At 63.7% G+C, this 12,960-nt stretch carries 11 protein-coding genes; 7 read left to right on the top strand and 4 right to left on the bottom strand.

Annotation, left to right across the window (positions count from 1 at the left end; translation table 11 throughout):
• Positions 1–2: 2 nt before the first annotated feature.
• Positions 3–1,829 carry a glutamine--fructose-6-phosphate transaminase (isomerizing) gene (gene glmS, locus N8A98_RS20620; RefSeq protein ID WP_262168153.1) on the top strand — a complete coding sequence of 609 codons (1,827 nt, stop codon included), beginning with the start codon at positions 3–5 and terminating at the stop codon, positions 1,827–1,829.
• Positions 1,830–1,832: 3 nt separating this feature from the next.
• Here the strand turns inward: glmS and recG are convergent, their stop codons facing one another.
• Positions 1,833–3,941: an ATP-dependent DNA helicase RecG gene (gene recG, locus N8A98_RS20615; RefSeq protein ID WP_262168152.1), complete on the bottom strand. Its 2,109-nt coding sequence runs from the start codon at positions 3,939–3,941 to the stop codon at positions 1,833–1,835.
• Positions 3,942–4,083: 142 nt separating this feature from the next.
• Between recG and N8A98_RS20610 the strand changes: the two genes are divergently transcribed.
• From N8A98_RS20610 to N8A98_RS20595, 4 genes are all read left to right on the top strand, one after another.
• The gene (locus N8A98_RS20610) at positions 4,084–4,362 is read left to right on the top strand and encodes an FAD assembly factor SdhE (protein ID WP_262168150.1); all 279 of its coding nucleotides are present in this window, start codon (positions 4,084–4,086) and stop codon (positions 4,360–4,362) included.
• Positions 4,359–7,847, top strand: coding sequence for a transcription-repair coupling factor (gene mfd / locus N8A98_RS20605; protein WP_262168148.1), 3,489 nt, complete (start codon positions 4,359–4,361; stop codon positions 7,845–7,847). The genes N8A98_RS20610 and mfd overlap by 4 nt, the downstream gene beginning before the upstream one ends.
• Before the next feature lie 145 nt (positions 7,848–7,992).
• Complete coding sequence (locus N8A98_RS20600) at positions 7,993–8,502, top strand: invasion associated locus B family protein (RefSeq protein ID WP_262168147.1); 510 nt, start codon at positions 7,993–7,995, stop codon at positions 8,500–8,502.
• Positions 8,433–8,759: an invasion associated locus B family protein gene (locus N8A98_RS20595; protein WP_262168145.1), complete on the top strand. Its 327-nt coding sequence runs from the start codon at positions 8,433–8,435 to the stop codon at positions 8,757–8,759. Before N8A98_RS20600 ends, N8A98_RS20595 begins: the two co-directional genes overlap by 70 nt.
• 54 nt (positions 8,760–8,813) lie before the next feature.
• On the opposite strand, the gene N8A98_RS20590 is transcribed toward N8A98_RS20595, so the two are convergent.
• Genes N8A98_RS20590 through N8A98_RS20580 form a run of 3 tightly spaced genes read right to left on the bottom strand, consistent with a single transcriptional unit; the run spans position 8,814 to position 10,890 of the window.
• Positions 8,814–9,977, bottom strand: a complete 1,164-nt coding sequence (locus N8A98_RS20590) for an FAD-dependent monooxygenase (protein ID WP_262168144.1) — start codon at positions 9,975–9,977, stop codon at positions 8,814–8,816.
• On the bottom strand, positions 9,974–10,438 hold the full coding sequence (locus N8A98_RS20585; RefSeq protein WP_262168142.1) for a DUF6691 family protein: 465 nt from the start codon (positions 10,436–10,438) through the stop codon (positions 9,974–9,976). The genes N8A98_RS20590 and N8A98_RS20585 overlap by 4 nt, the downstream gene beginning before the upstream one ends.
• Entirely contained in the window at positions 10,438–10,890 is a 453-nt protein-coding gene (locus N8A98_RS20580; protein WP_262168139.1) for a YeeE/YedE family protein, read from the bottom strand. Before N8A98_RS20580 ends, N8A98_RS20585 begins: the two co-directional genes overlap by 1 nt.
• Positions 10,891–11,063: 173 nt before the next feature.
• Between N8A98_RS20580 and N8A98_RS20575 the strand changes: the two genes are divergently transcribed.
• Positions 11,064–11,954, top strand: coding sequence for a TerC family protein (locus N8A98_RS20575; protein ID WP_315974521.1), 891 nt, complete (start codon positions 11,064–11,066; stop codon positions 11,952–11,954).
• Positions 11,951–12,922 (top strand): quinone oxidoreductase family protein, encoded by a 972-nt coding sequence (locus N8A98_RS20570; protein ID WP_262168138.1) that lies wholly within the window; start codon positions 11,951–11,953, stop codon positions 12,920–12,922. The genes N8A98_RS20575 and N8A98_RS20570 overlap by 4 nt, the downstream gene beginning before the upstream one ends.
• The last annotated feature ends 38 nt before the right edge of the window (positions 12,923–12,960 follow it).

Raw genomic sequence — 12,960 nt, 5'->3', positions numbered from 1 at the left:
CCATGTGCGGCATTGTTGGTATCGTCGGCAGCGAGCCGGTCGCCGGTCGCCTCGTCGATGCGCTGAAGCGCCTCGAATATCGCGGCTATGACAGCGCCGGCGTCGCCACGCTCGAACATGGCGCCATCAGCCGCCGCCGGGCCGAGGGCAAGCTGGGCAATCTGGCGCAAAAGCTGGCCTTCGAGCCGCTCCATGGACGCATTGGCATCGGCCACACCCGCTGGGCTACCCATGGCGCACCGACCGAGCTGAATGCCCACCCGCATGCCACCGAGCGCGTGGCTGTCGTCCACAACGGTATCATCGAGAATTTCCGCGAAATGCTGGCCGACCTCGCCAAGGACGGCTATTTGCCCAAGACGCAGACCGATACGGAATCCGTAGCGCTCTGGGTCAGCCGCGAATTGGCCAATGGCGCCGATCCCGAACTGGCGGTGGCGCGCACGCTCAAAAAGCTCAAGGGGGCCTTCGCGCTGGCCTTCCTGTTCAAGGGCGAGGAAAGCCTGCTCATCGCCGCCCGCCATGGTGCTCCGCTGGCCATCGGCTATGGCACGACGGAAATGTATCTGGGCTCCGACGCCATGGCGCTGGCCCCCTTCACCTCGCGCCTGACCTATCTCGAAGATGGCGACTGGGCCGTGATCACGCCCACCGGCGTCACTATCCGCGACGGTCTCGATGCTATTGTGCAGCGCGAGCAGCAGATTTCGCAGACTTCGGCGCTGATGGTCGACAAGGGCAATCACCGCCATTTCATGGCCAAGGAAATCTACGAGCAACCCGAAACCATCTCGCACACGCTCAGCCATTATGTGGATATGGGTGCCGAACGGGTCGCCATCCGCGAGACACTGCCCTTCGATTTTTCCGACCTGACTCGGCTGACCATCAGCGCCTGCGGCACGGCCTATTTCGCAGGCGCGGTCGCCAAATACTGGTTCGAGCGCTATGCGCGCCTGCCGGTCGATATCGATGTGGCCTCCGAATTCCGCTATCGCGAACCGCCGCTGGAAAAGGGGGGACTGTCGCTGTTCATCTCCCAGTCCGGCGAAACCGCCGACACGCTGGCTGCCTTGCGGTATTGCGCGGGGCAGGGGCAGCATGTGGCCAGCCTGGTCAATACGCTGGAATCCACCATTGCCCGCGAATCCGGCGTGGTTTTCCCCATCCTGTGCGGCCCCGAGATTGGCGTCGCCTCGACCAAGGCGCTGACCGCGCAACTCACCGCCCTGGCCAGCCTCGCAATCGCGGCCGGCAGGGCCCGTGGCGTGCTGAGCGTCGAGAAGGAAACTGAGCTGGTGCGCTCGCTCGTCGAATTGCCGGCAGCCGTATCGGCGGCCTTGGGCGCCGAGAGCCAGATCATGGACATCGCCAAGCGCCTCTCCAAGGCTAAGGACGTGCTCTATCTCGGCCGCGGCCCGATGTTCCCTATCGCCATGGAAGGAGCACTGAAGCTAAAGGAAATCAGCTATATCCACGCCGAAGGTTATGCGGCAGGTGAACTCAAGCACGGCCCGATCGCGCTGGTCGATGAAGCCATGCCGGTGATCGTCGTCGCGCCATCGGACGAGCTGGTCGATAAGACCCTCTCCAACATGCAGGAAGTCTCGGCCCGCGGCGGCAAGATCATCCTGATCACCGATGCCGAAGGCGCCGAGCATGTCGGGCACGGCGTGGCGGATATCATCCTGATCCCGCATGTGCATAGCTTCGTCGCCCCAATCCTGGCGACGATCCCTGTGCAACTGCTGGCCTATCACACGGCAGTGTTCATGGGCACGGACGTGGATCAGCCGAGGAACCTGGCCAAGTCGGTGACGGTGGAATAGGGCTTAGCCTGCCCGGATGAGCGGGATCGCGAGGTCCCTGCGGAACAGATAAAGCGCCGTCCGCGCCGCATCGCCTTCTGCACCCGTCAGGCCTGGATTGCGGGCCAGTAGCGCCTTGGCGTCGTCATGGGCGTAGTCGATGAGGTGGCGGTGAACGTCCGCCACCGCGAGGCGGTAGCCGGGCATGCCGGATTGTCTGGTGCCCAGCACGTCGCCCTGGCCGCGGAGTTCCAGATCGCGTTCGGCGATTTCGAAGCCATCTTCGGTGGATTTGATGGTGTCGAGGCGGGCTTTGGCGGTTTCGCTGAGCGGCTCCTTGTAGAGCAGGAGGCAGGCCGAGCGCACCGAGCCGCGCCCGACGCGGCCGCGCAGCTGGTGGAGTTGCGCCAGACCGAAGCGCTCGGCATGTTCGATGATCATGATCGAGGCATTGGGCACGTCGACGCCCACTTCGATGACCGTGGTGGCGACGAGCAGCTTCAATTCATTGGCCGAAAAGCGCTGCATCACCTCCTGCTTGGCAGAGGCGCTCATGCGGCCATGCACCAGCGCGACCTGATCGCCAAACACTTTCTGCAATTCGGCAAAGCGGTCCTCGGCCGAGACAACGTCGAGATGCTCGCTCTCTTCGACCAGCGGGCAGACCCAGAAGGCTTGGGCGCCTTCGGCGAGGCGCGCCTGCAGGCGGGCGATGACGCGGCCATAGTCGCCAATGGATAGCACGGCGGTGTCGATGGGCTGGCGTCCGCGCGGCTTTTCCCGCAACACGCTGACCGCCATGTCGCCGAAATGGGTGAGCACCAGAGTGCGGGGAATGGGCGTCGCCGTCATCACCAGCAGATCGGTGTGGCGGCCCTTGTCGGAGAGCGCCAGGCGCTGATGCACGCCGAAACGATGCTGTTCGTCCACGACAGTCAGCCCCAGATTGTGAAACTCGACGCCGCTCTGGAACAGGGCGTGCGTGCCCACTACAATGGTGGTTTCGCCGTTGGCGATGCGCCCGAGAATGGCGCGGCGCTCGGCGGCCGGCATCTTGCCGGTGAGCAATTCGCAGCCAAGCCCCGCCATGTCGCAGAGCGGCTTGAGGGTCTTGAAATGCTGGGTGGCGAGAATTTCGGTGGGCGCCATCAGCGTCGATTGCGCGCCGCCCTCGGCCACGGCCGCCATGGCCATGAGCGCGACAACCGTTTTGCCCGAGCCGACATCGCCCTGCAGCAGCCGCGACATGCGATCGGGCGAGGCGAGGTCGGCGCGGATTTCGCTCACCGCCTGCTGCTGCCCCTCGGTCAGCGAGAAGGGCAGGGCATGAGTCACCCGCTCGGTGATCTCGCCGGTAAACACCCGGGCAATGCCGCGCGCGGCAGTCATGGTTGAGCGCACCAATTGCAGGGTGAGCTGGCCCGCAAAATATTCGTCATAGGCCAGCCGCATGCGGGCCGGCCCCCATAGCTCGGCCTCGGCAGGCTGCTCGGGCAGATGTACCGAGCGCATAGCCTCGACAAAACTGGGCCACTTGTTCTTCGCTAGCGTTTCCGCGTCGATCCACTCGGGCAGTTCCGGCACGCTGTCCACGACCTGCCGCACCAGCTTGCCCAGCGCCTTGGAACTCAGCCCCTGGGTCAGCGGATAGACCGGCTCGACCAGCGGTAAGGTCGCGAACTGGGCCGGTTCCACCACATAGTCGGGGTGGGTGATCTGCTTTTCGCCGTTGAAAAAGCCGATCTGCCCCGAGACGAACCGCTCTTCGCCAATGGGCAGTGCCTTTTCCACCCAGCCGCCCTGGGCGCGAAAAAACACCAGCTGGATATCGCCGGTATCGTCATGCGCAAACACGCGATGCGGCACATGCAGCTTGCCCCGCGGCGGGGGCTGGTGGCGATCGACATGCAGGCGCAGCGTCACGATCTGGTTGAGATAGGCCTCGGCAATGCCGACCTGCCGACGCCGATCTACCACGCCACTGGGCATGTGCATCAATATGTCGAGCGCAATGGCCTCCTGGCCCTCGGGCGCGCCGAAAAACCGCGTCAACAGCGCAGCCAGCTTGTCGCCGACGCCCTTGATGGAGTGCAGCGAGCGGAACAGCGGCGATAGGCTTTCGGGGCGTGACACGATTCGATTTGCCTCTTTCCCGACCGAAACTAGCGTTCGACGGCAAGCCCGTCACCCCACCGGCATTGATGGCTGACAAGCCGGCTCATTCCGCGTAAACAGAGGGGAACAAATCGGGAAGTTTGGAATCATGGCGCATCAAATGGCAGCCGGTGAAGACATTGCTATGCGCCGCAAGAAAATCCGCTATCGGGCATGGCATCGCGGCACGCGGGAAATGGACCTCGTATTGGGGCCATTTGCCGATGAGCATACCGAGGGCATGGATGAGGCCGAGCTGGATCGGCTTGAGACGCTGATGGCGGAAGAGGATCCCCATCTGCTCAAATGGGTCATGGGCCAGGAAGTCCCGCCGGACAATGTTGATATCGCGCTGCTCGACCGGGTGATTGCGGAGCACAAGGCGCGCGTGTCCAAATGAATGAAGTCGTGCCGCTGCGGCCTACGCGTACCATCTCCAATGTGCCCGATGGCATGCAGCCCATGGTGCTGTTGCGCCTGGTGGAACAGCGGCTGAGCGCCGCGCCGGACGATGCAGCAAGCATTGTCTTCGTCGCGCGCGACGGGCGGCGGTTGCAGCGCATGGCCGATATCATCACCGCCATGCTGCCCGGCCACACCATCCTGACGCTGCCGGCCTGGGACTGTCTGCCCTATGATCGGGTGTCGCCCAACAATGTCACTATTGCCGCGCGGATGAACACGCTGGCGGCGCTGACTTCGGGCGCGGCCAAGGGCGCCATCGTGCTGACCGCGGTCAACGCGCTGATCCAGAAAGTGCCGCCACGCGACGTGGTGGAGACCATGTCGTTTTCGGCCGTTTCCGGCCGCATCGTCGAGAGCGAGAAGCTGATCGGCTGGGCGGCCAAGAATGGCTATCTGCGCGTGCCGACCGTGCGGGAATCGGGCGAATATGCCGTGCGCGGCGGGTTGGTCGATCTGTTCCCGGCCAGTGCCGAAGCGCCGCTGCGCTTTGACTTTTTCGGCAGCCAACTCGAATCGATCCGCAGTTTCGATCCGGATAGCCAACGCACGACGGGCACGCTGAAGCGCGTCGATCTCACCCCGATGAGCGAAGTCGTGCTCAATGAGGAAACCATCCGCCGCTTCCGCCAGAATTATACGGCGACCTTTGGCGGCAACACGGTCGATGACACGCTCTATGCCTCGGTCAGCGGCGGTTCGCGTTATTCGGGCACCGAGCATTGGCTGCCCTTCTTCTACGAACATCTCGATACACTGGCCGACTATGTCGGCGACGCGCCCTTCGTGTTCGATGAACAGGCGGCCGAGGCCTATGCCGATCGCGTGACGCAGGTGCGCGACTATTACGAAGCCCGCGAGGCGGCGCGGCTCCTGCCCGTGGTTGCCGGGGCAGGGGCGCCCTATAAGCCGGTCAAGCCCGAACTGCTGTATGCTGTCGATCAGCATCCCTATGCACTGGCCGGCGCCTCGGTCATCCAGCTCAGTCAGTTCCTAGCGCCCGGCACCAAGGCATCGGACGATGCTGGCGGCCACATCGCTCCAAGCTTCGCCGCCGAGCGACAGGCGACCGACACCAATCTGTTCCAGTCCGTTGTTGACCGCCTGCTGGCCGAGCGCCGCAGCGGCCGCCGCGCCGTCGTCGCCTGCTGGAGCACGGGCACCCGCGACCGCATGGTGCAGGTGCTCAAGGACCATGGCCTGACCAATCCGCGGCTGGCGGAAAACTGGCGCGATGCCGAGACCACCAGCGCCGCCACGACGTCGCTGGTCGTGCTGCCGCTCGAAACCGGTTTTGAAACCAAGGACATGCTGCTGCTCTCCGAGCAGGACATTCTTGGCGAACGCATTCTGCGCCCGCAGCGCAAGAAGAAAGCCAGCGATGCACTGACCGAGGCAGCAAGCCTCAATGCCGGCGATCTGGTGGTGCACGTCGATCACGGTATCGGCCGCTTCCTCGGCCTCAAGGTCATCGAGGCAGGCGGCGCGCCGCATGAATGCGTCGAGCTGCAATATGCTGGCGATACCAAGCTCTATCTGCCGGTCGAAAATATCGAGCTGCTGACCCGTTATGGCGCCGAAGACGCCAATGCCACGCTCGACAAGCTCGGCGGCGTGGCCTGGCAGGCCAAGAAGGGACGGCTCAAGAAGCGCATCCGCGAAATGGCGGAGCAGCTCATCAAGATCGCGGCGGCGCGGCTGCTTACGCGCGCCGATGTGGTCGAGATCAACCCCGGCGCCTATGACGAATTCGCCGCGCGCTTCCCCTATGAGGAAACCGAAGACCAGATGGCCGCCATCGAGGCGGTGTTCGATGACGTGACCTCGGGCCGGGTCATGGACCGGCTGGTCTGCGGCGACGTTGGCTTCGGCAAGACCGAAGTGGCCCTGCGCGCAGCCTTTGCCGTGGCCCTTTCGGGCAAGCAAGTGGCCGTTGTCGTGCCGACGACGCTGCTGGCCCGGCAGCATTTCAAGACCTTCTCCGAGCGCTTTGCCGGCCTGCCGGTGCGGGTGCGCCACGCCTCGCGCATGGTGAGCGCCGCCGAACTCAAGGCCACCAAGGAAGGCCTCGATAACGGCCAGGTCGATATCGTGGTGGGCACGCATGCTTTGCTCAGCAAGACCATAAAATTCAGGGATTTGGGCCTGCTGATCATCGACGAAGAGCAGCATTTCGGCGTGGGTCACAAGGAGCGCCTCAAAGAGCTCAAGGCCAATGTCCACGTGTTGACGCTGACCGCGACCCCGATTCCGCGCACCTTGCAGATGGCGCTGACCGGAGTACGCGACCTGTCGCTGCTGGCGACGCCGCCGGTCGACCGGCTGGCGATCCGTACCTTCATTTCGCCCTTTGATCCGCTGTCGATCCGCGAGGCGCTGCTGCGCGAAAAATATCGCGGCGGGCAGAGCTTTTATGTCGTGCCGCGCATCAAGGATCAGCACGAGATCGCTGATTTCCTCAAGGCGCAGGTGCCTGAAGTCAGCTTCGTGGTCGCCAATGGGCAAATGCCGCCGGGCGAGCTCGATGACATCATGAATGCCTTTTACGACAACAAGTTCGACGTGCTGGTGGCCACCACCATCGTCGAGTCGGGGCTTGATATTCCCAACGCCAATACGTTGATCGTGCATCGCGCCGATCATTTTGGACTGGCACAGCTCTATCAGATCCGTGGCCGAATCGGGCGGGCCAAGGCGCGCGCCTATGCGCTGTTCACCGTGCCGGCGGACAAGAAGCTGACCGATACCGCCGAGCGGCGGCTGGGCGTGCTGCAATCGCTCGAAAGCCTGGGCGCAGGTTTCCAGCTGGCCAGTCATGATCTGGATATCCGCGGGGCAGGGAACCTGCTGGGCGACGAACAATCGGGCCATATCCGCGAGGTTGGCTACGAGCTGTATCAGGCCATGCTCGAAGAGGCGGTCGCCAATCTCAAGAATGGCGATGAGGACTACGAGGACAAAAACGAGTGGAGCCCGCAGATTTCGCTGGGCATGCCCGTGATGATTCCCGAGCATTATGTGCCCGATCTACAATTGCGCATGCAGCTCTACCGGCGCTTGGGCGATCTGACCGATATTCGCGACATCGACGCCGCCGGCGCCGAATTGATCGACCGCTTCGGGCCTTTGCCGGAAGAGGTCGAGGCCTTGCTCAAGGTGATCTTGGTCAAGGCTTTGTGCCGCCAGGCCAATGTCGAAAAGGTCGATGCCGGCCCCAAGGGCGCGGTTATCACCCTGCGCAACAACGAATTTCCCAACCCTGCCGCGCTGGTCAGGCTGGTTTCGGACCCGGCCAGTCAGGTCCGCATCAAGCCCGATCAGAAGCTGGTCTTCGCCCGCAATTGGCCCACGCCGGATGCCCGTCTCAAGGGCGCCGCGGCAATATTGTCGCGCATGGCGAAACTGGCCGAAAATGCGGCTTGATCAAGTCCTTGTTATGAGGGGCGGCCATAATGCTTTGGCAATGACAATCGGTCATGTTATTGCCCGATTTCAGCACTTGAAGGGCAGTTCAATTTTAATGGTGACAGAACGTCGCCGGGACCGCCAAGGAAGCCAAGGATATTCTATGAAGTTCAGGAAACCCCTCGTCGCCGGTTTTGCGGCGGCCGCGCTGATGCTGTCCCCGTTGTCGGCTTTCGCCCAGGAAACCACGCCGCCACCGGCCGCGCCGGCCGCTGAGGCACCGGCCGCTCCGGCTGCCGGGACGCCCCCGGCCGATGGTGCTGCTGCTCCCGCTGCCACGCCTCCCGGCGTAGCGAGCCAGAACTGGCTCAAGGTTTGCGATCCGCTGCCCGATGGGCAGAAGGCCTGCATCATGCGCCAGGTCGTGCTGGCCAATGGCCAGTTCCTCGGCTCGTTCCTGCTGCGCGACGATCCGGGCCAGGAAAGCCGCCTGCTCGCCGTTGCCGCCGTTCCGCTCGGCGTGCTGCTGCCGTTCGGCCTGACCTGGCAGATCGACGGCGCCAAGCCGATCCGCGTGCCCTATATGCTGTGCGACCCCACCTCGTGCGCCACCCAGTTGGTGATCAACGAGCAGTATGTGAATTCGCTCAAGAAGGGGGCACGCTCAAGCTGACCGCCAAGAACCGTCAGAACGAAGATCTCACCATCGAGATCAACCTGGCCGGTTTCACCTCGACTTATGATGGCGACGCTGCACTGACCTTCGACCAGTTCCGTCAGGAAACCAGCGGCTCCAATGCTCTCGAGCAGGTGCTGCAGGATCGTGCCGAAGAACTGCGCAAGCAGCTCAATGGCGAGACGCCTCCGGCCGCTGGCGCAACCCCGCCGGCCGAAGGCGCCGCTCCGGCTCCGGCTCCAGCTACGCCGTAAGCGCTAAAGCGAAATAGAATTTGAAGGGCGCGGGAAACCGCGCCCTTTGCTTTTTCAGCGATTGCCCATGCCGATGGTGAAGGCCTGCTTCCGCAAGGCCGGCAGCAGGCGCAACGCCCATAGCCCACCGGCACGCAGCCCTTGGGCCGGCAACATATCGGCCAGCAGCGAGCGGAACAGCGCGTCGACCATGGTGCCGGTGCGGGCCAGATCGCCGGCGCGCAGGCTGGCATAGCTCTCGCTGGCTTTGTCGGCCCAATCCCGTTGGGTTCGATCCACGCCCTGCAAGGCGCCGGCCAAATCAGCCACATCGCGCAGGCCCAGGTTAAGACCCTGGGCGCCGATGGGCGGGAAGGCGTGTGCCGCTTCACCCACCAGCACCACACCCTGCCTGCCAGGCTTGCTGACGCTGAGCGTGCTGAGCGGGAAGACATGGGTTGGCGTGACCAGCTGGATGCTGCCAAACAGGCGTTGCGACTTCTCTGCAAAGAGTTTTGCTAGCGCCTCCGGCCCACTGCTACGGGCGGCCTCCAGCGTCGCCCGCTCATCGATCCAGACGAGGTTGGCCCGCGCGTCGCCGGCCGGAACCAGGGTGAAGGGGCCATCGGGATAGTGAAACTCGATGGACGTGCCGCCAATGGGGCGACCGAGATCGAGATCGCAGACCAAAGCCGCCTGTTCGAACTGGTGTTCGTGGATCGGAAACCCCGCCGCGGAGCGAACGAGCGACGACTTGCCATCCGCGCCGATAATCAGCGGCGCCGAGAGCGTACTGCCATCGGCTAGTGTCAGCGTTCCACCCACGTCACCGGCGGCAAACGCCGTGGCGCCCATATTGCGGGTTTCGAGCCCATCGAGGGTTGCCGCCACGCTGTGGAATCGCTCCAGCAGGCGGGCATTGGCGAAGTTCCAGCCAAAGGCCGAGAGCCCGGCTTCCTGCGCATCGAACAGCGCCTCCGGCGCACGAATGAGCCGGCCGGTGGCGTCGATGATGCGGATTTGGGTCAGGGGATGGCCGATATCGGCGGGATCATCGATCAGCCCAGCCGCAATTAGATAATCCACACTGGGCATCATCAGCGCCGAGGTGCGACGGTCCGGTGCTCCGGTTGGTGCCAGGTGGATGGTCTTGAGCCCGGCCTTGGCCACGGCAATCGCGGTGGCAACGCCAACAAGGCCGCCGCCGACGATGATGGCGTCCGCGTCATAGGCGCTCATTGTGTCACCGCCGCAGGGGTTGCGCGGGGCATGACCAAGCTCCCGGCCCAGGTGCCGACCGCCAGCGCCACGAGGTATATCCAGAGATTGTCGGGCATGAAGGCGAGTAGCGAGATCGCGGGGCCGGGGCAAATGCCCGACATGCCCCAGCCGACGCCAAACAGCGCTGCGCCGCCGACCAATCGCGTGTCGATCGCCTTGGATGCCGGTTCATGAAATCGCGTATCGAACAATGGCGCTTGTCTGTGCTTGCCGAGGCGCACGGCAATGAACATGACGAGGACGGCCGGAACCATCACGAAAGCCAGGCTGGGGTCCCAGCCGCCCGTGGGGATGGCGGTGAAATCGAGAAAGCGCAGGACTTTGAGCGGATTGACCATCTGCGAGACGTAAAGCCCGGTGCCAAACAGCACGCCGCTGAACGCCGCTGTTGCGAGATAGGGCAGCTTGAAGCCGGACATCAGACGATCCCCGTAATGGTGACGGTGATGATGGCGACGCCGAAGAACACGCCGACAGCAACCAGCGAACGCACGGACAGTCGCGCCAGCCCGCACACCCCGTGGCCGGAGGTGCAGCCATTGCCAATTCTGGTGCCCAGGCCGGTGAGCAAGCCGGCAATGGCGAGCCAGATCGGGGTTGGAACGCCCCAGGCGGCCGGCGCTTCGACCAGGCGGACTGGGTCGACCCCGCCGGCACCTAGCCCGGGCAAGAACCGCGCCGTGGCAAACGCCCCCAATATCAGGCAGACGAGGAACACAAGCCGCCACAGCGCATTATGCGATGCGGGCAGCAAATTCCCGAAAATGCCGGCAATTCCGGCGATGCGGCCATTGCCGAGCCACAGCACGGCGGCCGCAAGGCCGATGAGCGCGCCGCCAATGGCAGCCGAAAGCGGGGTAAACGATTCCATGGCTATGACTCGCAAAGCTGTTTGGACAGCCAGACTATCACCGCGCCCCTCATGCAGACCAGCACACCGCCATGCGCTTTCTGCCGCAGAGAAAATCGCGGCCATGCTGCCTTCCCCCCTGCGGGCACACCGCATAAGTATATTGCGATCAAAGACTCGGAACGGAGCCGGAAATGCTTGAGCTATTGGCCGATCCCAATGTGTGGATCGCCTTTGCAACCCTGACGGTCATGGAGATCGTGCTGGGCATCGACAATATCGTATTCATTTCCGTGCTCGTCTCGCGCCTGCCGCGCGAGCAGGCCGAATTTGCCCGCAAGCTCGGCATTGGCCTGGCGCTGGTGTTCCGCATCATCCTGCTGCTGCTGATCAGCGTGATCGTGCAATTGCAGGACCCGGTAGTCACCCTGTTCGGGCTCGCCCTGTCGTGGAAGGACTTGATCCTGATCGCTGGTGGCGCGTTCCTGATCTACAAGGCTACCCACGAAATGCACGCGGCCATCGAAGAGCCGCACGAACTGGACCTTAAGGAGAAGGCCAAGGCGACCTTGCAGGCGATTATCCTGCAGATCGTCGTGATCGATATGGTGTTCTCCATCGATTCGATCATCACCGCCGTGGGCATGGTGCCGCCCGACCAGGTGGTCGTGATGGTTGCGGCCGTGCTGGTCGCCGTCGCTGTGATGTTCGTAGCATCCGGTCCCATCGCCAAATTCGTGGCCGACCACCCCACCACCAAAATGCTGGCATTGGCCTTCCTGCTGCTGATCGGCGTGACGCTGGTGGCCGATGGCTTGGGCTTCCACATCCCCAAGGGCTATATCTATTCGGCCATGGCCTTCTCGGTGCTGGTCGAGGCGGTCAATATTTTCGCCAAGCAGCGCCGGGTTAACAAGGGCGGGCACGCTCCCAAGCCGGTCGCGCCCTTTACCGGCGCTACCGGTGCCATTGCCGCGCAGACCGGCGCCGCTGCCGCCAAGCCGCGCACCAAGGCCACGCCGACCGCCAAGGCGCAGTCGCGGCCGAAATCGGCACCGCGCAAGCCCAAGGTACCCAAGTCATGAGCCAGGCAATCGTCGTCCATCAGCATGGCGGCCCCGAAGTTCTGAGCTACGAGGAGTGGCCGCTGGCCGCTCCTGGGCCGGGGCAGGTTGCGGTAAGGCAGACCGCCGTCGGGCTCAACTTCATCGATACCTATCAGCGGTCGGGTCTTTACCCGCAAAAGCTGCCCTTTGTTGCCGGCAGTGAAGGCGCGGGCGTGGTGACGGCGCTGGGCGAGGGCGTCACCGAGTTCAGCGTCGGCGATCGCGTCGCCTATCAGGGACAGATCGGCGCCTATGCCACCGAGCGGCTGCTGAATGCCGAGCGCATCGTCGCCATTCCCGATGGCGTGGATGACCAGGTCGCCGCCGCCATCATGCTCAAGGGCCTCACCGCCTATTACCTGCTGTTTCAGACCTGGCCGCTGGCTGCCGGCGAAACCATTTTGTGGCATGCCGCAGCCGGTGGCGTGGGGCAGATCGCCACGCAATGGGCCAAGTCACTTGGCGCCAGGGTCATCGGTACGGCGGGCAGCGCTGAGAAAGTGGCGCTGGCGCTCGAAAATGGCTGCGATGCCGTAATCAACTATACCACCGAGGACTTTGCCGAGCGGGTCAAGGAACTGACCGGGGGCAGGGGCGTCGATGTGGTTTATGACGGTGTGGGTAAATCCACTTTCGACAAATCGCTCGATTGCCTGCGCCCGCGCGGCCTGATGGTCAGCTTCGGCAATGCCTCGGGCGTGGTGTCGATTCCCGATCTGACCGTGCTCTCGCGCAAGGGCTCGCTCTATGTGACCCGGCCGACCACCGCTCACTATGTCGCCGAACGTTCCGCGCTCGTTGTGGCGGCCGGTGCCTTGTTCGAAGCGGTTGCCAGCGGCAAGATCAAGGTGGCGGTCAACCAGACCTTTGCCCTCAAGGACGCCGCCGAAGCCCATCGTGCCCTCGAAGGGCGGCAGACCACCGGCTCGGTCGTGTTACTGCCCTAGACAGTTTTGCGATCAACCGCTAAACGCTGACCTCCAAC

The sequence above is a fragment of the Devosia neptuniae genome, from assembly GCF_025452235.1.
Taxonomy (GTDB): domain Bacteria; phylum Pseudomonadota; class Alphaproteobacteria; order Rhizobiales; family Devosiaceae; genus Devosia.
This window is presented reverse-complemented; position numbering and strand designations above follow the sequence as displayed.

What these genes read in the sequence shown, in the direction of transcription:
- glmS (WP_262168153.1), top strand. Translation starts at nt 3, where the DNA reads ATGTGCGGCATTGTTGGTATCGTCGGCAGCGAGCCGGTCGCCGGTCGC.
- N8A98_RS20610 (WP_262168150.1), top strand. Translation starts at nt 4,084, where the DNA reads ATGGCAGCCGGTGAAGACATTGCTATGCGCCGCAAGAAAATCCGCTAT.
- mfd (WP_262168148.1), top strand. Translation starts at nt 4,359, where the DNA reads ATGAATGAAGTCGTGCCGCTGCGGCCTACGCGTACCATCTCCAATGTG.
- N8A98_RS20600 (WP_262168147.1), top strand. Translation starts at nt 7,993, where the DNA reads ATGAAGTTCAGGAAACCCCTCGTCGCCGGTTTTGCGGCGGCCGCGCTG.
- N8A98_RS20590 (WP_262168144.1), bottom strand. Translation starts at nt 9,977, where the DNA reads ATGAGCGCCTATGACGCGGACGCCATCATCGTCGGCGGCGGCCTTGTT.
- N8A98_RS20585 (WP_262168142.1), bottom strand. Translation starts at nt 10,438, where the DNA reads ATGTCCGGCTTCAAGCTGCCCTATCTCGCAACAGCGGCGTTCAGCGGC.
- N8A98_RS20580 (WP_262168139.1), bottom strand. Translation starts at nt 10,890, where the DNA reads ATGGAATCGTTTACCCCGCTTTCGGCTGCCATTGGCGGCGCGCTCATC.
- N8A98_RS20575 (WP_315974521.1), top strand. Translation starts at nt 11,064, where the DNA reads ATGCTTGAGCTATTGGCCGATCCCAATGTGTGGATCGCCTTTGCAACC.
- N8A98_RS20570 (WP_262168138.1), top strand. Translation starts at nt 11,951, where the DNA reads ATGAGCCAGGCAATCGTCGTCCATCAGCATGGCGGCCCCGAAGTTCTG.